At 62.9% G+C, this 20,384-nt stretch carries 11 protein-coding genes; all 11 read right to left on the bottom strand.

The window, feature by feature from the left end:
• Positions 1 to 19 precede the first annotated feature (19 nt).
• The 11 genes from ASD03_RS30865 to ASD03_RS30815 all read right to left on the bottom strand — a co-directional run bounded on the left by ASD03_RS30865 (position 20) and on the right by ASD03_RS30815 (position 20,338).
• Positions 20 to 508 (bottom strand): MaoC family dehydratase, encoded by a 489-nt coding sequence (locus tag ASD03_RS30865; RefSeq protein WP_025424852.1) that lies wholly within the window; start codon positions 506 to 508, stop codon positions 20 to 22.
• A 75-nt stretch (positions 509 to 583) separates the two neighbouring features.
• Positions 584 to 2,548 carry a glycogen debranching protein GlgX gene (gene glgX, locus ASD03_RS30860; RefSeq protein ID WP_025424851.1) on the bottom strand — a complete coding sequence of 655 codons (1,965 nt, stop codon included), beginning with the start codon at positions 2,546 to 2,548 and terminating at the stop codon, positions 584 to 586.
• A 65-nt stretch (positions 2,549 to 2,613) separates the two neighbouring features.
• The gene (locus tag ASD03_RS30855) at positions 2,614 to 4,242 is read right to left on the bottom strand and encodes an alpha-D-glucose phosphate-specific phosphoglucomutase (RefSeq protein WP_057205618.1); all 1,629 of its coding nucleotides are present in this window, start codon (positions 4,240 to 4,242) and stop codon (positions 2,614 to 2,616) included.
• Between the two features lie 6 nt (positions 4,243 to 4,248).
• On the bottom strand, positions 4,249 to 5,691 hold the full coding sequence (gene glgA, locus ASD03_RS30850) for a glycogen synthase GlgA (protein WP_025424849.1): 1,443 nt from the start codon (positions 5,689 to 5,691) through the stop codon (positions 4,249 to 4,251).
• Positions 5,692 to 5,702: 11 nt separating this feature from the next.
• Complete coding sequence (gene glgC / locus ASD03_RS30845; RefSeq protein ID WP_025424848.1) at positions 5,703 to 6,965, bottom strand: glucose-1-phosphate adenylyltransferase; 1,263 nt, start codon at positions 6,963 to 6,965, stop codon at positions 5,703 to 5,705.
• A gap of 415 nt (positions 6,966 to 7,380) precedes the next feature.
• A complete protein-coding gene (gene glgB, locus ASD03_RS30840; RefSeq protein WP_057217968.1) occupies positions 7,381 to 9,591 on the bottom strand; it encodes a 1,4-alpha-glucan branching protein GlgB in 2,211 nt (736 codons plus the stop codon).
• Complete coding sequence (locus tag ASD03_RS30835) at positions 9,588 to 12,050, bottom strand: glycogen/starch/alpha-glucan phosphorylase (RefSeq protein ID WP_025424846.1); 2,463 nt, start codon at positions 12,048 to 12,050, stop codon at positions 9,588 to 9,590. The genes glgB and ASD03_RS30835 overlap by 4 nt, the downstream gene beginning before the upstream one ends.
• A gap of 227 nt (positions 12,051 to 12,277) precedes the next feature.
• A complete protein-coding gene (locus ASD03_RS30830; protein WP_081788819.1) occupies positions 12,278 to 13,531 on the bottom strand; it encodes a TadE/TadG family type IV pilus assembly protein in 1,254 nt (417 codons plus the stop codon).
• Positions 13,532 to 13,707: 176 nt separating this feature from the next.
• The gene (locus tag ASD03_RS30825; protein ID WP_025424844.1) at positions 13,708 to 14,586 is read right to left on the bottom strand and encodes a transglutaminase family protein; all 879 of its coding nucleotides are present in this window, start codon (positions 14,584 to 14,586) and stop codon (positions 13,708 to 13,710) included.
• A gap of 16 nt (positions 14,587 to 14,602) precedes the next feature.
• Positions 14,603 to 17,011 carry a circularly permuted type 2 ATP-grasp protein gene (locus ASD03_RS30820; RefSeq protein ID WP_057217966.1) on the bottom strand — a complete coding sequence of 803 codons (2,409 nt, stop codon included), beginning with the start codon at positions 17,009 to 17,011 and terminating at the stop codon, positions 14,603 to 14,605.
• Positions 17,012 to 20,338: a transglutaminase family protein gene (locus tag ASD03_RS30815; RefSeq protein WP_057217964.1), complete on the bottom strand. Its 3,327-nt coding sequence runs from the start codon at positions 20,336 to 20,338 to the stop codon at positions 17,012 to 17,014. It abuts the gene before it with no gap.
• Positions 20,339 to 20,384: the final 46 nt, after the last annotated feature.

The raw sequence follows: 20,384 nt of genomic DNA, 5'->3' as shown, positions 1-20,384 counted from the left end.
TGGGCTGCCATCGCAGGATTTAGGCATCGGCAGGGCGGTCCTTCGGATCGAACTGGATGATCGTCTGCCAGGTGGCCGTCAGTGCCGGTTTGCGTTCACCCTCGATTTCGACCGTGACCTCATAGGTGATCATCAACATGCTGCTGCCACGGAAGCGCGCGTCTGCGATGGTGAAGTGCCCGCGCACGCGGGTGCCGCTCTTCACCGGTGCGATGAAGCGCACCTTCTCGAAGCCGTAGTTGATGCCCATCGTCTGTTCGCGGATTTTGGGCAGGCAGCTGTAATTCATCGCCGACAACAGCGACAGCGACAGGAAGCCGTGGGCGATCGTGCCGCCGAACGGCGTCTCGGCGGCGGCGCGCACCGGGTCGACATGGATATACTGATAATCGCCGGTTGCCTCGGCGAACTTGTCGATCGTGTCCTGCGTGACCGTGATCCAGTCGGAGACGCCGATCTCGGTGCCGACCAGCGGTCTGATTTCGGAAAGTGAAATATCCTTCAGCATATGGCTGTCCTGAAAGTGGCCCCCCAACGAATCTATAGGACGGTCGGGTGAGTTCTAGCAAGTGGTGGGAATAGTTCAGAAATTTTCGACGAAGAAGGAAACGGAGCGAGGAGGGACAAAGGTGGGTGGGAGTTCTGCAGAAAGCGCATCTTGCCACTGGCCGTCGAGGCTTTCGGGCAGATGGATCGGGTGCGGCGCGTGGCTGCGATTGACGACGACGGCAAGCCGCGTCGATCGCGTCTTCTTGCCGTCGCGTGTGGCAAGCACCATCGTCAGGTTGTCCGTTGCCGGGTGCTCCCAATCGGTCACCGCCATCGGGCGACCATCGAGGCGCAGCCATTCGACATCGTCCTTGCCGGTAAAGAATGTCGTCTCGCCGAACACACCGAAGCGCTTCCTCAGCGACGAAAGCGCTGCCGTATGGGCGACCAGCGTCTCATCCATCGCGCTCCAGTCGATCCAGGTGATGGCGTTGTCCTGGCAATAGGCATTGTTGTTGCCACGTTGGCTGCGTCCGCCTTCGTCGCCGGCGGTCAGCATGATCGTGCCGCGGGACGCAAACAGGGTGCCGAGAAGCGCCGCCACGTCATGCCGGCGCGCAACCGTGATCTCGGGGTCGGTTGTCGCGCCCTCGGCGCCGTTGTTCCAGGAATGGTTCTCGTTGTGGCCGTCACGGTTCTCTTCGCCGTTGGCCTCGTTATGCTTGCCGGCATAGGCAACGATGTCGGCAAGCGCAAAACCGTCATGGGCGGCGATGAAGTTGACCGTTCGGGTGCCGGTGTCGCCCCAGCGGGAAAACGTATCCGAAGAGCCCGCAAGCGCTGTCGCAAGCGCACCGATCACGTGCCGGTCGCCGCGCCAGTAGAGCCTGACGTCGTCGCGCGCCCGGTCGTTCCATTCCAGAAACGGAGCGGGAAAATTGCCGAGCTGGTAACCGCCGGGGCCGACATCCCAGGGCTCGGCGATCAGCACGCGGTCGGCAAGCACCGGATCGGCTTGGATTGCCTCAAACAGGGGAGCGTTCCGATGGAAACCGGTCATGTCGCGGCCGAGGACAGAGGCGAGATCGAAACGGAAGCCATCGACGCCGGCGGCCAGCACGAAGTGGCGCAGGCTGTCGAGGATCAGCGCCTGGACGACAGGGTGGTCGCAGGCGATCGTGTTGCCGCAGCCGGTGTCGTTGATGAGATCGCCCGGCCTGTCGGTGACGTGGCGATAATAGGCGAGGTTGTCGAGCCCTCGCATCGACAGCGTCGTGCCGAGCCGATCGCTTTCCCCGGAATGGTTGAAGACCAGATCGAGGATGACGCCGATGCCGGCCTTGCGCAGTGCCTCGACAGTCTGGCGAAGTTCCTTCAACCCGCCCGGCACCAGCCGTGGATCGAGCGCCATCGGCGCGATCGGATTGTAGCCCCAGCCATTGCTGAGCCCCAGTAGCGGCAGGTGACGTTCGTCGATCCAGGCGACGATCGGCATCAGTTCGACGGCGGAAACGCCGAGCCGCTTCAAATGGTCGATGATGACGGGCTCGGCGAGCGCTGCGACAGTGCCGCGTTTCGCCTCGGGAATGCCTTGATGCAGCGCTGTGAAGGGTTTGACGGCGATCTCGTAGATCAACCCGCCCGCCCTGAAGATCGGCGGCTTCGGCTTGGCTGTCTTGACGTCCCTGACGATTGCCTTAGGCACCAGATCGGCGGTGTCCTCGCCGAAGATGGTGAGCCTCGGATCGTGCCGGAAAGGCCGGTCGAGTTCGATGGCGTAGGGGTCGACGAGCAGCTTCGCTGGATCGAACCAGAGGCCGTGGTCGGGCGAATAGACCCCATCAGCGCGAAAACCGTAGCGGGTTCCCTTCGGCGCATCGGCAACCATCAGGCTATGCACATCGCCGTCGCGCAACATCGGCAGCTGACGCAATGCCTTGGCGCCCGCCTTGTCGAACAGGCAGAGGTCGATGCACGCAGCATTGCGCGACCAGACGGCAAACCGTGTACCGTCAGGGGTAAGCGTGGCGCCGAGGGGTAACAATGCATCGGTCGGCATTAATCAGTCACCCCTCGGGTTTTCTTGCTATATCAGTCTCTTGCGCGCCCCTGATGGGCGCTCCGTCAGGTGATCACGCTCGGCTCGGTGCGGCCGGTGCGGGTCTTGATGCCGGCGATCTCATCGGCAACGAGGATCAGGTCGGCGAGCGCCTCCTGGGTGTCGATATCATGGCGGGCCGGATCCGGCTCGAAACGCTCGATGTAGACACGCAGCGTTGCGCCTGATGTGCCGGTGCCCGACAGGCGGAAGACGACGCGCGATCCGCCCTCGAACAGGATGCGGATACCCTGGTTCTTGCTGACGGAATGGTCGACCGGATCGTGATAGGAAAAGTCGTCTGATGTCGCGACCTTGAGCGCGCCGAAGGATTTCCCGGGCAGGGTCGCGAGCTGGTCGCGGAGCGCTGCCACTAGGCCGTTGGCGGCATCGCTGTCCACTTCTTCGTAGTCGTGGCGCGAGTAGTAGTTGCGGCCGTAGGTCGCCCAGTGCTTGCGGGCGATGTCGAGCGCGCTTTCCTTGCGCACGGCAAGGATGTTGAGCCACAGGAGGACCGCCCAGAGGCCGTCTTTTTCGCGGACGTGGTTGGAGCCGGTGCCGGCACTTTCCTCGCCGCAGATCGTTGCCATGCCTTCATCGAGAAGGTTGCCGAAGAACTTCCAGCCGGTCGGCGTTTCGTAGAGGCCGATGCCGAGTTTTTCGGCGACACGGTCGGCGGCGCCGCTTGTCGGCATCGAACGGGCGATACCGGCAAGTCCCTTGGCATAGCCCGGCGCCAGATGGGCGTTGGCGGCCAGCATCGCCAGACTGTCGGACGGGGTGATGAAGATGCCGCGGCCGATGACGAGGTTGCGGTCGCCGTCGCCGTCGGAGGCTGCGCCGAAATCGGGGGCGTTGGGCGCCATCATTGTCTCGTAGAGCGCGCGGGCGTGTACGAGGTTCGGGTCCGGGTGATGGCCGCCGAAGTCCGGCAGCGGAATGAAGTTCATGACCGAGCCCTTCGGCGCGCCCAGACGCTTCTCGATGATCTCCTTGGCGTAAGGCCCGGTGACCGCGCTCATTGCATCGAAGACGACGCGGAAGCCGCCCGAGATCAGCTTGCGGATAGCGCCGAAGTCGAACAGGCTTTCCATCAGCGCGGCGTAGTCGGCCACCGGGTCGATGACGGTCACAGTCATGCCGTCGATCTCCTGCGAGCTCTCGGCATCGAGGTTGACGTCGGCGACATCCGAGATCTTGTAGGTGTCGATCACCTGGCTGCAGGCATAGATCGCGTCGGTGACCTTCTCCGGTGCCGGACCGCCATTGCCGATATTGTACTTGATGCCGAAGTCTTCGGTCGGGCCGCCGGGGTTGTGGCTGGCGGAGAGCACGATGCCGCCGAAGGCTTCGTATTTGCGGATGACGTTGGAGGCGGCCGGCGTCGACAGAATGCCGCCGCGGCCGACGAGTACGCGGCCGAAGCCGTTGGCGGCCGCCATCTTGATGGCGATCTGAATGACTTCGCGGTTGTAGAAGCGGCCGTCGCCGCCGATCACCAGGGTCTGACCGGCAAAGCCTTCGAGCGCGTCGAAGATCGACTGGATGAAGTTCTCGGCATAGTTCTTCTGCTGGAACACCGGAACCTTCTTGCGCAGGCCCGACGTGCCGGGTTTCTGATCGCCATAGGGTGTGGTGGTGACTGTTCTTATCATTCTGACTTAGCCTTTCCCGAGAAGACCGGAATATAGTGAGACGTAACGCTCGGCACTTCTGGCCCAGGAAACGTCCGATTTCATGCCCTGGGTCTGCAGACGCGCCCAGACTTTCGGTTCGTTGTATGCACGGAAGACGCGCCGGATCGCAAGACGCAACCCGTCGGCGGTGACCGGCGTGAACTGGAATCCGGTCGCCACCTTGGCTGACAACCCGGCTTCGTTCGCGTCGATGATGGTGTCGGCGAGGCCGCCGGTACGGGCAACCACCGGCACGCAACCGTAGCGCAGGCCGTAGAGTTGGGTCAGCCCGCAGGGCTCGAAGCGCGACGGAATGAGGATTGCGTCGGATCCCGCCTGCATCAGGTGCGACAGCGGTTCGTTATAGCCGGTAACCATGCCGACATGGCCGCGATGGCGCGAGGCGGCGGCGAGAAGCGCGCCTTCGAGCGCCGTGTCACCGGAGCCGAGAACGATGAGCTTGCCGCCCATCGCGACGATCTCGTCGGTGACTTCGGCGAGAAGGTCCATACCCTTTTGCCAGGTCAGCCGGCTGATGACGCAGAAGATCGGGCCGTTACCCTGTTCGAGCCCGAAGCGTTCCTCCAGCGCCCGGCGGTTGGCGGCGCGCTGCTTCAATGTCGTCGCGCTGAAATGCTGGGCGATAAAGGGGTCGCTGGCCGGATCCCAGACGTCGGCGTCGATGCCGTTGACGATGCCGGAGAGGTCGGAAACCCTGCTCTTGAGCAGGCCTTCAAAACCCATGCCGAAGTCCGGAGTCAGGATCTCCTGCGCATAGGATGGGCTGACGGTGGTGATCGCATTTGCGGTCTGCAGGCCACCTTTGAGGAAGCCGACATCGCCGTAATATTCGACGAACTGCGTCGAGAAGGCTTCGGGCGGAAGTGCCAACTCGGCGAAGATTTCCGGCCCAAATTGCCCCTGGAAGGCGATGTTGTGGATCGTCAACACTGTCGGCGTCGAGGCGGCGCGGCCAAAGCGCATATAGACCGGCGTCAGTGCCGTCTGCCAGTCGTGCACATGGACGATATCGGGCTTCCAGCCGGACACGACATCGCCGGCGGCGATTTCGGCCGCAGCCAGCGACAGGGCGGCGAAGCGGCGAAAGTTGTCGACATAATCGCGGCCGGTGGCGTCGACATAGGGGCCGCCGTCGCGCTCGTAGAGGGCAGGCAGATCGAGCACCAGCAGGTCGAGGCCGTCAAGATCGGCCGCGAGAACCGAGGCCGGGCTGCCGAACAGATTGGCAAAACTGCCGACCTTCTTTTTCTTCTTCAGTTTCTGCAGCACCGCGGGATAGCCGGGCACCAGGGTGCGGGTGCGGATGCCGTGCGGCGACAGTGCGGCCGGCAGGGCGCCGACGACATCGGCGAGCCCCCCGGTCTTGACCAGCGGATACACTTCGGACGCAACGGAGAGGATGTTCATCAGCGGCGGACCTACATTCCCAGTTTGTCGATCATTGTCTGGGTGATCAGGCAAACGCCGTTTTCCGAACGGCGGAAGCGCTTCGCATCCAGTTCCGGGTCTTCACCGACGACGAGGCCCTCCGGAATGACCACGCGGCTGTCGATCACCACGTTGCTGAGCAGCGCGCGGCGACCGATCTTCACATCGGGCAGTATGACGGCATTTTCCAGTCGCGAATATGAATTTACTCTGACGCCGGTGAAAAGCAGGCTGCGATTGAGGGCAGCGCCCGAGATGATGCAGTCGCCCGACACCAGCGACGAGGTCGCGGAGCCGCGGCGGTTCTCGTCGTCATGCACGAACTTTGCCGGCGGCTTGATCTCGGCGAAGGTCCAGATCGGCCAGGTGCTGTCGTAGATGTCGAGTTCGGGCGTTACATGCGTCAGGTCGATATTGGCCTGCCAATAGGCATCGATCGTGCCGACGTCGCGCCAGTAGGCTTCGCGTTCGAAGTCCGAGCGCACACAGGACTGGTTGAAGCGGTGGGCGACCGCCTTACCGTTGTCGACGATATACGGGATGATGTCCTTGCCGAAGTCGCGGCTCGACTTCGGATCGGCCGCGTCGCGGCGCAACAGATCCATCAGGAACTTGGTGTGGAACACGTAGATGCCCATCGAGGCGAGCGCCATCTCGGGATTGCCGGGAATGCCCGGCGGATCGGCCGGCTTCTCGACAAAGGCGATAATGCGATCCTTGTCGTCGACATGCATCACACCGAAGCCGGTCGCTTCCATGCGCGGCACTTCGAGGCAGCCGATGGTGACGTCGGCGCCGGAATCGACGTGCTGCTGCAGCATCAGTTCGTAGTCCATCTTGTAGATGTGGTCGCCCGCCAGGATGACCATGTATTCGACGCCGTGATCCTCGATGATGTCGATGTTCTGGTAGACCGCGTCGGCGGTGCCTTCGTACCACTGCGTTTCGGAAACGCGCTGGCTTGCCGGCAGGATATCGAAACTTTCGTTTCGCTCGGGGCGGAAGAAGTTCCAGCCGCGCTGCAGGTGGCGGATCAGCGAATGGGCCTTGTACTGCGTGGCGACGCCGATGCGACGGATGCCGGAGTTGAGGGCGTTCGAGAGTGCGAAGTCGATGATGCGGGCCTTGCCGCCGAAATAGACGGCCGGCTTTGCCCGTCGGTCGGTCAATTCCTTCAGGCGGCTGCCGCGGCCGCCAGCGAGAACATAGGCCATGGCATCACGGGCCAAGGGTTGCGTACGCTTTTCCACCATTTGTCCTCCCCAAAATCATTGTTCTTCGGGATCGTCACGGCGACCTTTGGCGACGCCTTGCGGCCCTCGAAATTTCTTCTTGCACTCCCGCCGTCCGGTTCACCCCGTCGGGCTGGAACACTCTGCAGCGCCGCGCGTCTTATTAGACTTAGACGCGCAAAGGTCGCTGTAGCACTTTGAATTGCTGCATGTTTTTATCCTTAAATCGAATAGGATTTAAGGAAACATGCAGCAGCATTTCCGATTTGAACCAAGTCGAAGAAACGCTCTATCCCTTTGTTTTTGCGCATTTCCTGACGGAAAACCGCTTCGCACTTCCTGGGTGCGTTCAGATGAACGCACAAAGGACGCTCTAGCACTTTGATTCTAGAGCATCTTATCCGCTTTCAGTGATTCCACTTGAAAGCGGGATGCTCTAGTCCTGCTCCAGCATCAGCGTTGCCAAAGGCGGCAAGGTGATGGTGGCTGCTATTGCTCCTGTCTGATCCTTTTGTGCCTGAACGGCGCCGCCGTTGCCCTTGCCACTCCCCCCATAGATTTCCGCATCGGTGTTCAATATTTCCTTCCAGCGACCCGCGACCGGAAGCGGGATCGTGTAGTTTTCCCGATAGACGGGCGTGAAATTGGTGATGACGGCGACGAGCTTTTCACCCGGCGCCTTGCGCAGCCACGCAAAGACCGAGTTGTCCCGGTCGTCTGCGAGCAGCCATTCGAATCCGTCGCCTTCGCAGTCGCGCGCATGCAGCGCCGGCTTCGAGCGATAGGTGCCGTTGAGATCGCGCACCAGTCGGCGCATGCCCTCATGCAGGTGATATTCCAGCAGGTTCCAGTCGAGCGCGCGCTCCTCCGACCATTCGCGCCACTGCGCAAACTCCTGCCCCATGAACAGGAGCTTCTTGCCGGGGTAGCCCCACATGAAGCCGTAGTAGGCGCGCAGGTTGGCGAACTTCTGCCAATCGTCGCCGGTCATCTTGGCAATGAGCGAACCTTTGCCGTGCACGACCTCGTCATGGGACAGCGGCAGCACGAAGTTTTCGCTGAAGGCGTAGAGCAGCCCGAACGTCAGGTCGTTGTGGTGGTGGCGACGGTGGATCGGCTCGCGCGACATGTATTGCAGCGTGTCGTGCATGAAGCCCATGTTCCACTTGAAGCCGAAGCCGAGACCGCCGGCATGGACCGGATGGGACACCTTGGGCCAGGACGTCGATTCCTCGGCGATCGTCAGGATGCCTTTGTGGACGCCGTAGATTTCGGTGTTCATCGTCTGAAGGAAGCGGACCGCCTCCAGGTTCTCGTTGCCGCCGTATTCGTTCGGCACCCATTCGCCGTGTTTGCGCGAATAGTCGAGGTAAAGCATCGAGGCGACGGCATCGACGCGCAGCCCGTCGACGTGGAATTTCTCCGCCCAATAGAGCGCGTTGTTGACGAGGAACGACAGCACTTCCTGCCGACCGAAATTGTAGATCGCCGTATTCCAGTCGGGGTGGAAACCCTGGCGCGGATCCTCATGCTCGTAGAGCGCGGTGCCGTCGAACCAGCGCAGCCCGTGCTCGTCGGTCGGGAAATGCGCGGGCACCCAGTCGAGGATGACGCCGAGGCCGACTTTGTGGCAGCCGTTGACGAAACGCGCAAACCCTTCCGGCTCGCCGAAGCGTGCCGTCGGCGCATAGAGGCCTGTCGTCTGGTAGCCCCAGGAGGGATCGTAGGGGAATTCGGAGATCGGCAGGAATTCGATATGGGTGAAACCCATGTCGACGCAGTAGGGGATCAGCCGGTCGGCGAGCTCATCCCAGGACAGCATGTCGCCATTGTCGCGGCGCTGCCACGAGCCGGCGTGGACCTCGTAGATCGAGATCGGCTGGCGGCGGGCGTCAGTCGATGCCCAATGGGCGCGGTGCGCCTCGTCTTCCCACACCTGTGCGATCTCAGGCGTCGTCACCGAGGCGGTGTTGGGCCGAAGCTCCGAACGGCGTGCGAAGGGATCCGCCTTCAGCGGCAGCAGCGTACCTTGGCGGTCAAGGATTTCGTATTTGTAGGCAAGGCCCGCCTCGACACCGGGGATGAAGATTTCCCAGATGCCGGTGTCGGTCCGCAGCCGCATGACATGGCGCCGCCCGTCCCAGCCGTTGAACTGGCCGACCACCGACACGCGCTTGGCGTTCGGGGCCCAGACGGCGAAATGGTAGCCTTGAGCGCCTTCATGGTCGGTCGGATGGGCGCCCATCTTGTCGAACAGCCGGAGATGCGAGCCCTCGCGGATGTAGTAGTCGTCCATCGGTCCGAGTACGGGGCCGAAGCTGTAGGGATCGACGACGATCCACTCGCCGCCATCGTTGCGGGCGCGATAACGCACCGGCTGGATCTTGCGCAGCGAGACCGGTCCCTCGAAGAAGCCGGCGTCGTCGCGCCGCTCGAGGGTTCCGAGTTCCTTGCCCGCCAGCGTTTCCGCAACGACGCTAGCGGCATCCGGGATGAAGCAGCGGGCGACGTAGTTTTTTCCCGCCGGATGCACGCCAAGAACGGCAAAGGGATCGTCGTGCGTGCCCGAAAGAATGGCCGCAATGGCCGGCATTGACAGCAGGGCTGCGGCTGCGGGTTCCGGGTCCTTGCCGGCCGAAGGGGTCATCCGGCTCTCCAAATTTCCCCGGCATATTGCCGGATGGTCCGATCGGACGAGAACCAGCCCATGCGCGCGGTGTTGCGTACGGCCTGCGAATACCACGCCGACGGCGTCGTCCACAGCTGGTCGATTTCACGCTGCGCCCGGGCATAGGCTTCGAAGTCGGCCGCGACCATGAACCAGTCGTGATTGTAGAGGCCATCGACGAGGCTGGTGAAGCGGTTGCGGTCATCGGGCGAAAACACACCCGAAGCGATCGCCTGCAACGCCTGCGACAGCTCGCGCGACCCTTCGATGATGGCGCGCGGATTGTGGCCTTCGGCGCGGGCGTTGGTGACTTCCTCGGCCGTCAGGCCGAAGATCTTGATGTTTTCCTCGCCGACCCAGTCGCGCATTTCGACATTGGCGCCGTCGAGCGTGCCGATCGTCAGCGCACCGTTCAGCGCAAACTTCATGTTGCCGGTGCCGGAGGCCTCCATGCCGGCCGTCGAGATCTGCTCGGACAGGTCGGCTGCGGGGACCATGATCTCGGCCAGCGAGACGTTGTAGTTCGGTACGAAGACGATCTTCAGAAGACCGCGCACCGCCGGGTCGTTGTTGACCACGCGGGCGACGTCGTTGGCCAGTTTGATGATCAGCTTGGCGTTGTGGTAGCTCGGCGCCGCCTTGCCCGCGAACAGCTTGACGCGCGGCACCCAGTCGAGCTCGGGATGCGAGCGGATCTGGTCGTAGAGCGCCACCGCCTCGATGATATTGAGGAGCTGGCGCTTGTACTCATGGATGCGCTTGATCTGGATGTCGAACATCGCCGACGGGTCGAGCCTGAGGCCGAGGCGGCTTTGCACAAGCTGCGCCAGCTTCACCTTGTTGGCGCGCTTGACCGCGGCAAAACGCTCCTGGAAATCCGGTTTGTCGGCGAAGGCATCGAGTGCCTGCAGCGCCTCGGTATTGTCCATGAATTCGTCGCCGATCGCCTCGCGGATCAGGCTGAACAGGCCGGGATTGCACTGCATCAGCCAGCGGCGGGGGGTGATGCCGTTGGTCTTGTTGTTGATGCGATCTGGATAGAGCCTGTGCAGGTCGGCAAAGACCGTTTCCTTCATCAGCTCGGTGTGCAGCGCCGACACGCCGTTGATCGAATGGGAGCCGACAAACGCAAGGTTGCCCATGCGCACCCGGCGGTCGCCGCTTTCGTCGATCAGCGAGATGTTGCGGATTTCCTGGTCGGTGGCGCCCTTCTGCTTGCGCGCCTCGATCAGGATCTTGGCGTTGATCGCATAGACGATCTGCATGTGGCGCGGTAGCAGACGTTCGAAGAGCGGCACGGGCCAGCTTTCGAGCGCTTCGGGCAAAAGCGTGTGGTTAGTGTAGGAAATGGTCCGGCGGGTGATCTCCCAGGCCTGTTCGAAATCTAGGCCGTGCAGATCCGTCAGCAGCCGGATCAGTTCGGCAATCGAGACCGCCGGATGCGTATCGTTGAGCTGGATCGCGACGGCATCGGGCAGCGAGGTGAAGTCGGGATACTGCTGCAGGTGGCGGCGCAGGATGTCCTGCAGAGACGCGGACGAGAAGAAATATTCCTGGCGCAGGCGAAGCTCCTGGCCGGCGGGCGTCGCGTCGGCGGGGTAGAGCACGCGGGTCAGGCTTTCGGCCTTGTTGCTTTCGCGCAGCGCGCCGATGTGGTCGCCGGCATTGAAGGCATCGAGCAGGATCGGGTCGATCGGCTGCGCCGTCCAGAGCCTGAGCGTATTGACGCGCTTGGCGCGCCAGCCGACGGCAGGCGTGTCGAAAGCGGTGGCGATCACACGCTCGGCCGGCTTCCACACGAAGCGCTGGATCTCCTCGTCGACATTGGCGGTTTCGACAACGCCGCCGAAGCCGATCTCATAGGAGCTTTCGCGCCGCTCGAACTCCCAGGGATTGCCATGGGCAAGCCAGGTCTCCGGCAGCTCTACCTGCCAGCCATCGGCCATCTGCTGGCGGAACAGGCCGTGCATGTAGCGGATGCCGTAGCCATAGGCTGGAACGTCCACCGTCGCCATCGATTCCATGAAACAGGCTGCAAGACGGCCGAGACCACCATTGCCGAGTGCTGCGTCGGGCTCGAGCAGGGCGATGACATCGATATCGACACCGAGCGAGGCGAGCGCATCGCGCATCTCCTCCATCAGGCCGATATTGGTCATGGCATCGCGCATCAGGCGGCCGATAAGGAACTCCAGCGACAGATAATAGACGCGCTTGGCACCGGTCGCGTAGGTCTGGCGGGTCGAATCCATCCACTTGTCGGTGATGCGGTCGCGCACCACGAGGATAGCCGCGGTCAGCCAGTCATGCGGCTTGGCGACCTTCGGATCCTTACCGATACGATACTTCAGGCGTTCGAGAATTTCGACGGCAAGCTGATCGGGTTCGGAAGAACGAAGTGCGGGCTGCGGCAGTTCGTTGGCGGAAATCTTGTTCATCATCAGAACTGTCTTACCCTTTTGCGTTGGGAGGTCGCAGGCCGGAACCGACCGGGGATGGGCAATTTATGCATCGATCCGAAGCGCTTGCAACAGCTGTTTTTAAAAGGATTAGAATTGCCTGAATAGAAGGGATACGCGACGAAGAGCCATGGGCTTGACGATTGCGCGAACGAAAAATGCCGCCCGGCGGGACCGGGCGGCACAGTGGTGCGCGCTTTTGTTGTTTACTTGGTCAGGCGGGTCGCCATGGCCGAAGCCTTCTCGCCGATCGCCTTGAAGGCCGCGATCAGGTCGGCGGCTTCTTCCGCCTGGAAGTAGTTGGCGGTGGTGGTGGCGCAGGACTTGAGCAGTGCTTTGCCGCGGTCCGGTGCCATGAAGGCGACGGTATAGACCTGGATGTTGTTCTTGCGTGCCGTATCGCACCACGTCAGTGTCGTCGTGTCGTCGCTCGTGTTGTTGTTGTCGCCGTCGGTCATGAACACGATGTATTTTGTCGGTACCTGACCGTTCTTGGCCTTGTGCGCGGTATTTTCCGTCGCGGCAGTGACCTTGTTGTATGCGGTCTTAAAGGCATTGCCCGATGCTGTGCCGCCGGTTGCAACGAGGGCGTTGACATAGGTTGCCGTTCCCGTCGTGCCCCAATCGAGATTACCGGCCGTATCCTGCGCCGAATTGTAGGAAACGGCTGCCGTGCGGACATAGAGATCCTTCGGGTCGGCAATCTTCAACTGCGCGAGCAGATCCTTGACCGCGGTCTTGAGCGCATCGACCTTGGTGACGTAGCAGGGCTTGGTCGCCTTCAGGTTCGGATACTTGCTCCAGTTGTCCTCGGTGTAGTTGGCGCACGACGTTTTCGTCGTGTCCAACGCGTTGGTCTTCCAGGCCATCGAGCCGGAGCGATCGAGCACGAGATACATCGACAGCGCGTTCTTGGTTTCGGTTGCGCTGTCCGCGGTGGCCCGGGTTTCGAGCTGGGTCCATTTCCGCCCGAGCAGGCGGGTCATCGCGTTGAATTCGATCGTGTGCTTGTTGACGATCGAGACTTTGAAGGTCTTGCCCGTCGCGCCGTTGCTGCCCTCGATGATGTCGACGGTTGCCTCATCGACGGGCGGCTTGTCTTCTGCGGCCGGATCGGCGGCGGATTTGAACGATGCCGCAGTTCCGCCATTCTCGCCCCAGCCGTCAGTGGCACTGCCTGCGGCCGTGGACTGAGCCTTCAGGAAGTTCAATGCGATTTCCTTGGCCTCTTCCGGCGTAGGCGGAGTTTTCGACACCAGTGCAGACGCTGCGGCCAACGCTGCGGCGTCGGCCGCATCTTGCATCTGGTTCTTCATCGTCACCATGTTCGCCAGGTCGATGGCGACGCCACCGGCCGCAAGTATCAATGGCGTTGCCAAAGCCGCCATCATGCCGAAATTGCCGCCGCGGTCCTTCAGCATAGCCATGAAGGACCGGTTGATCGTGGATCGTTTTCCCATCTCTGCACACCCCAAGGAACGCGTTGCAAGCTTGAGGGGGACATTAGCGGGGGTGACTTACGATATCGTTCAGGCGATCGATTCAATTTTAGCGGAATGCAGGAAAACCAGTGGTTACAGCGGGTTCACGCGACACGGAGGCGTGCGAAAACGGGAACGTCGTGTCTCAAATCGGGTCAGGTGACCGGAATGACGTCAACGGCCTGTTCGGTCTTCTGCCCGCCATAGCTCTTCAGCACGCCGATGACGGGTGCAACGTCGCCGTAGTCGCGACCATGACCGACGACGATATGGTCGGTTCCAGCAGGGATATTGTTGGTCGGATCGAGTTCAAGCCAACCAGCGGTGGTGCCACACCAGATACGAACCCATGCGTGCATGGCGTCAGCCCCTTCCAGGCGCTCCTTGCCGGCGGGAGGAATCGTTCTCAAGAATCCGCTAACATACCCAGCGGGAATGCCGAGGCTCCTGAGCGCCACGATCATCACATGGGTGAAATCCTGGCAGACACCGCGTTTGAGTTCGAATGCTTCCGCCGGTGTGGTGCTTACCGTCGTCGCCTCGGCGTCGTAGACGAAGTCCCGGTGGATGCGGGCGCAGATTGCCGTTGCGATCTGGCGGATCGTCATCCCGGGAGTGACCACGGCTTGTGCGTAGGCCGCAATCTCCGGGACCTCCGTCAGAAGCGGACTGGGGCCGATGAAATGATGCGGCGCTTCCGGGTCGACGGACCACGAGGCGGCGAGCTCCGTCGGCAGGCGCGACAGATCGGCCGAAAAGTCGGCCGTCAGCGGCAACGGCTCCACCTGCACCCGCGCCTGCATGCGGATCACGAGGTCGTCATGGGCGGAGCGAAACAGGATCGCGGTGAAGGGATTGGCGAAGAAATCGACGCTTTCGGAGCGTTCCGCCGGCATCGGGTGACAACTGAGCGAGCCGACGACGAGCCGCTGCCGGCCGGGCAGCGTCGCCGGCATGACGCGCACGAGGTGGCGCCCGCCGGACACCGGCACTTCGTAGCCGTAGGTGATCTTCAGGCTGATATCATAGAGCATGGGTGTATCCTGCCGGTCAGCCGAGATAGGTGTTGGCGAGAATATTGGAGAGCGCTTCCAGGTCCCGCTCCAGCCTGTTGTAGACGCCGAGGTTCATCGCCTCCGGCGTCATGACCGCAAGGCCGGAATGCAGGCGCATCGCCTCGCGGTAGAAGGGCGACATCTGGCCGTTGACATAGGCGTTCGGCAGAAGCTCCACCTCGGTCTTGATCTCGTTCAGCTGGTAGAGCACCGAGCGTGGGTTGAGCGGGTCGAGCGCCAGCAGGTCGGTCACGGTGAGTGCCGCGGTGTTGACGTTGTAGCGCCGGCGGTGGGTCATGACGCTGTCGCCGATCTCAAGCAGCATGTCGTAGGCGCCATCGGGGGCGTCGGGGCCGGACATATGACCAAGCAGCCGCGTCATGTGCAGCCCACGTTCGATGTAGCGGCCGATCGACAGAAAGCGCCAGCCGGTAAAGCGATACATGTTTTCGTGCACGAGACCGGCAAACCCAGCGAGCTTGCGCAAAAGCACGGTCATGGCGCGGGTGGCATCGTCGCCCGACTGCACGGTCGCATGAAACTTTCGTGCCGTCTGCGACAGATCGTTGAGCGCCAGCCAGCCGTCCGGCGAGAAGCGGTCGCGGATGTTGCCGGCGCTGAAGAGCGCGCTTGCGATATTGGCCAGCAGGCTGTCGGGCACCGCCTGGCGGGTATCGATATCGAGGGCGGCAAGATAATCGGTGACGTCCTGAAGCAGCGGCAGGCTCGGGTCGGCAGTCTCGGCAAACCGGCCGTGCCAGGCGCGCAGGATGCGCAACGCCCCTTCCGCGCGCTCGATATAGCGGCCAAGCCAGAACAGGTTGTCGGCCGCCCGGCTCGGCAGGCTTCCCGGCATGTTGCGGGTGAAGCTTTCCTCGGCCGGCAGCAAGGTGGTGCGTTCGACCGGCCGGTCGCTGACGATCCAGACGTCGGCCGCCGTGCCGCCGGCCTGCATGGCGATCGCGGCAACATCGTCGCCGGATCCGATGCGGGCAAAGCCGCCGGGCATGATCTGCCAGCCATCGCGGGTGCGGGCGGCAAAAACGCGCAGGCTCATCGGGCGCGGCGTCAGGCGGCCGCGCACCCAGGCCGGCGTGGTCGACAGCGTGACCGCCTCCTGGCCGACAAGTTTTCCGGCCTCGGCATCGAGCCAATCGGAGATCGACGCCTTGTCCTTTTCGCCCAGTGACGCTCCGAGCACCGACTGGCCGTTGTCGTCGAAGAACGGGCGCGTCGCATAGGCCGGGCCGATGACCATGCGCTCGATATTGGCGGCGACCTGCGCACGCTCGGATGTCTGGCCGCACCACCAGGTGGCGATCGATGGCAGCTTCTGTTCCTCGCCGAGTAGATGCCGGCAGATGGCCGGCAGGAAGGCGAGGAAGGCGCGCGTTTCGACGATGCCGGAGCCGAGCGCGTTGACGATCGCGACGGAACCGGCCCGCAGAGCCTCGACGATGCCGGGGGTGCCGATGTGCGACGACTGGTTCAATTCCAGCGGATCGGCGAAGGCGGCGTCGAGGCGGCGCCAGAGCACGCCGACCGGCTTCAGCCCGGCGACCGTGCGCACCATCACCCGTCCGCCGACAACAGTCAGGTCTTCGCCTTCCAGAAGCATGAAGCCGAGATAGCGGGCGATATAGGCGTGCTCGAAATAGGTCTCGTTGGCGATCCCGGGCGAGAGCACGGCGATGCGATCGTCCGGATGCAGCTTGCGCGCCTGCAGCGTGTCGCGGAAGGCGCCGAAGAAGCCGGCGAGGCGATGCACATGCGTTTCGGCATAGAGATTGGAGAAGGCACGCGTGGTGGCGACCCGGTTTTCCAGCGCGAAGCCGGCACCGGACGGCGCCTCTGTGCGATCCGAGAGGACCCACCAGTTACCATCAGGCCCACGGCCGATCTCGAAGGAGATGAATTGCAGGAAATGGCCATCGGCCGGTTTGACGCTGACGAGCGGTCGGAGAAAATCGGGGTTGGAGGCGATCAATGCCGGCGGCAGCAGGCCTTCGCGCACCAGGCGGTTTTCGCCGTAGACGTCTGCGACGACCTTCTCCAGAAGTTCGGCACGCTGGACGAGGCCTTGCGAGACCGTCGCCCATTCGTGCTCGTCGATCAGGACCGGGATATGCGACAGCGGCCAGCTTCTCTCCGAGCTGTCCTTGCCGCCATAGACCCGATAGAAGACGCCGGCGTCGCGCAGATAGCGGTCGGCGCGTGCGAAGCGATTGACAAGGTCCGTTTCGTCGAGGCGGCCGAGCGTCGAAAGCAGCCGCTGCCAGACGGGCCGGACATTGCCGTGCGCGTCGAGCATTTCGTCGGCGATGCCTGGAAGTGCACGGTAGCCGAAGACCGGATCGTCATCGATGCCCAGCCGGCCTGCCGCTGCTGTCTGCTTCTTCGCCATTTACGCTCCTGGCGGACGCCTGAGATCAAGCGTCATCGGAAATTCCATCGACGGGCTTTCCGGATGAAGCAGGTAGCCTCCCGGGGTGTGGCCCCAGGGCTCGAACCGCGCCAGTCGCCGCGCTTCTGCCTCGTTGCCGTTGACCGGAAATGTCTCGTAACTGCGCCCGCCCGGATGGGCGACATGGTAGACGCATCCGCCAATCGCCCGATTCGACCATGTATCATAGATATCGAATGTAAGGGGAGTGTTCACGGGCAAAACCGGGTGAAGGCCAGCGGCCGGTTGCCAGGCCTTGTAGCGAACGCCGGCAACGGCGCTGCCATTGACACCCGTCTTGGCGAGAGGCACGGGACGGCCGTTGCAGGTGACGGTGTAGCGCTCGGGATTTGGCGTGTCGAGCCTGACCTGCAGCCGCTCGACGGAGCTGTCGACATAGCGCACGGTGCCGCCGATCGCCCCCTGTTCGCCCATGACATGCCAAGGCTCCAGTGCCTGACGGATTTCCAGCCTGCCGCCTTCGTATTCGACCTCTCCGCAGAAGGGGAAGCGGAATTCGAGCTGGGCCTCGAACCATTCCGGCCGAAGATCGAACCCATGGGCGCGCAGGTCGGCGAGCACTTCGAGGAAATCCTGCCAGACGTGATGCGGCAGCATGAAGCGGTCATGAAGTGCCGTGCCCCAGCGCACGAAGCGGCCGTCGAGTGGGTGCTTCCAGAAACGGGCGATGAGTGCGCGCACCAGCAGCTGCTGGGCAAGCGACATACGGGCATTGGGCGGCATCTCGAAGCCGCGGAATTCGACGAGGCCGAGGCGACCGGTCGGCCCGTCCGGCGAAAACAATTTGTCGATGCAGATTTCGGCACGGTGGGTGTTGCCGGTGACGTCTACGAGCAGGTTGCGGAACAGCCGGTCGACCAGCCAGGGCAGGGGCGGCGGTGTTGCGGAACCCGGCAGCGGGACCTGCGCGAGCGCAATCTCCAGCTCGTAGAGCTGATCGTGCCGAGCCTCGTCGATGCGCGGGGCCTGACTGGTCGGCCCAATGAACATGCCGGAGAACAGGTAGGAGAGCGACGGATGGCGCTGCCAATAGAGGACAATGCTCTTCAACAGGTCGGGCCGGCGCAGGAACGGGCTGTCATTGGGATTGGCGCCGCCGACGACGACGTGATTGCCGCCGCCAGTGCCGGTGTGGCGGCCGTCGATCATGAACTTGTCGGCGCCGAGCCGGCTTTGACGTGCCTCTTCGTAGATCGCGGTGGTGATATCGACGCACTCCTGCCAGCTGGCGGCCGGATGGATGTTGACCTCGATGACACCGGGATCGGGTGCCACGCGGATGACATTGATGCGCTCGTCGTGTGGCGGCGCGTAACCTTCTATGTGAAGCGGCAGGCCGAGTGCGGCGGCGGCCCGTTCGGTCGAAGCGATCAGGTCGAGATATTCCTCGATGCTCGTCGTCGGCGGCATGAAGACGCAGAGCCTGCCGTCGCGCGGCTCGACACTGATCGCCGTGCGCACCAGCCCGGCGATCTCGTCGCGTGGCTGGGGTTGCGGGGTTTCAGGCGCTTCCGAGGCCTGGAAGCGCGAATGCTGCGGGCGGGCGCTGGTTTCGGCGAAATCGGGCAGATCGTCGCGCGGAACGGTCGGGTCGACCGGATGGATATAGGGATAGGCGGACGGAGCGACATAGGGCAGGGCGCCGAGCGGCAGGCGATAGCCGACGGGGCTGTCGCCTGGAACGAGGAAGATGCGGCCGCGGCGGGTCTGCCACTTCTCGCTCATCCACCGCACGCCGGTGGCACGCGCATTCCAGGCCTGCACCGGCAGCACGTAGCCGGTCGGTGCCGTCAGGCCGCGCTCGAACACGCGGGCCATGCGGCTGCGTTCCTCTGGATCCTTCAGCTTGGAATTGGCCGGATCGACGTTGTCGGGAAGGTTTGCTTCCTTGAGCAGCCAATCGGCCGGGTCTTCGAAAGCCGGCACGACCATCTCAGTCGGCACGCTCAATTCGGCTGCCACCACATGCAGCAGGCGTTCGGCATCTTCTGCCGTCACGTCATGCTGGCCGTTCTCCTCGGCAATGAGATCGGCCTGACGCCAGATCGGCACGCCGTCCTTTCGCCAGTAGAGCGAGAAGGTCCAGCGCGGCAGGCTTTCGCCCGGATACCACTTGCCCTGGCCGTAATGCAGAAAACCGCCGGGCGCGAAGCGTTCGCGCAGCCGACGGATGAGGATATCCGCCTTCTCGCGCTTGGTCGGCCCGACAGCTTCGGTGTTCCATTCCTCTGCTTCGAAATCGTCGATCGATACGAAGGTCGGCTCGCCGCCCATCGTCAGGCGCACGTCGTTTTCGGACAGCACCTGGTCGACTTGCTCGCCGAGCGCGTTGAGGGCCTGCCAGCTTTCATCGGAGAACGGCTTGGTGATGCGCGGATGCTCGGCGACGCGCGAGACCTTCATGTCGAAGGCAAAGTCGGTACGAGTTTCAAGATCGCCGAAGAAGCCGCCGGAAATCGGGGCGGCGTTGCGGTAATGCGGCGTGGCGGCGAGCGGAATATGGCTTTCGCCGGTCAGAAGGCCGGAGGTCGGGTCAAGCCCGACCCAGCCGGCGCCGGGCAGATAAACCTCGGCCCAGGCATGCAGGTCGGTAAAATCGTGTTCGGTGCCGGACGGGCCGTCGAGCGCCTTGAGATCGGGCGCCAGCTGGATGAGGTAGCCCGAGACGAAGCGGGCGGCATAACCCAGATTGCGCAGGATCTGGACGAACAGCCAGCTCGAATCGCGGCACGACCCTCTGGCCGACGTCAGCGTTTCCTCCGGCGGCTGGACACCCGGCTCCATGCGGATGACGTAGCCGACGTCCTGCTGGAGCCGGGCATTGAGGCCGACGACCATGTCGATGGTCCGTTGCCTTGAGCGGTCGACGGTCGCCATGAACGCGGACACAGCCGGCCCCATCGGTTCCGGCGTCATGTAGATCTTCAGGTCGTCGATCAGGTCCTCAGGATAGGCGAAGGGCCAGTGCTCGGACTCTTCCTCGATGAAGAAGTCGAAGGGGTTGTAGACGGTCATGTCGGCGACGAGATCGACTTCGACCTTCAGTTCGGTCACCGGATCCGGAAAGACGTAACGGGCGAGATAGTTACCGTAGGGGTCCTGCTGCAGATTGACGAAGTGGTTGGCAGGCGAAACTTTCAGCGAGTGGCTGATGACCTTGGTCTTGGAGTGGGCCGCCGGTTTCAACCGGATGATCTGCGGTGAAAGCCTGATCGGGCGGTCATAGGTATAGTGGGTCAGGTGGTAGATACTTGCCTTGATCGACATACCGGATTTTGTCCCCTTGATGGCAAGTCTAGCGCCGCCATTCAAA

It is taken from the genome of Ensifer sp. Root127, assembly GCF_001425225.1.
Lineage (GTDB): Bacteria > Pseudomonadota > Alphaproteobacteria > Rhizobiales > Rhizobiaceae > Ensifer > Ensifer canadensis.
This window is presented reverse-complemented; position numbering and strand designations above follow the sequence as displayed.

Excerpts from the sequence above, each read along its gene's own strand:
- ASD03_RS30865 (WP_025424852.1), bottom strand. The coding sequence starts at position 508 with ATGCTGAAGGATATTTCACTTTCCGAAATCAGACCGCTGGTCGGCACC.
- glgX (WP_025424851.1), bottom strand. The coding sequence starts at position 2,548 with ATGCCGACCGATGCATTGTTACCCCTCGGCGCCACGCTTACCCCTGAC.
- ASD03_RS30855 (WP_057205618.1), bottom strand. The coding sequence starts at position 4,242 with ATGATAAGAACAGTCACCACCACACCCTATGGCGATCAGAAACCCGGC.
- glgA (WP_025424849.1), bottom strand. The coding sequence starts at position 5,691 with ATGAACATCCTCTCCGTTGCGTCCGAAGTGTATCCGCTGGTCAAGACC.
- glgC (WP_025424848.1), bottom strand. The coding sequence starts at position 6,965 with ATGGTGGAAAAGCGTACGCAACCCTTGGCCCGTGATGCCATGGCCTAT.
- glgB (WP_057217968.1), bottom strand. The coding sequence starts at position 9,591 with ATGACCCCTTCGGCCGGCAAGGACCCGGAACCCGCAGCCGCAGCCCTG.
- ASD03_RS30835 (WP_025424846.1), bottom strand. The coding sequence starts at position 12,050 with ATGAACAAGATTTCCGCCAACGAACTGCCGCAGCCCGCACTTCGTTCT.
- ASD03_RS30830 (WP_081788819.1), bottom strand. The coding sequence starts at position 13,531 with ATGGGAAAACGATCCACGATCAACCGGTCCTTCATGGCTATGCTGAAG.
- ASD03_RS30825 (WP_025424844.1), bottom strand. The coding sequence starts at position 14,586 with ATGCTCTATGATATCAGCCTGAAGATCACCTACGGCTACGAAGTGCCG.
- ASD03_RS30820 (WP_057217966.1), bottom strand. The coding sequence starts at position 17,011 with ATGGCGAAGAAGCAGACAGCAGCGGCAGGCCGGCTGGGCATCGATGAC.
- ASD03_RS30815 (WP_057217964.1), bottom strand. The coding sequence starts at position 20,338 with ATGTCGATCAAGGCAAGTATCTACCACCTGACCCACTATACCTATGAC.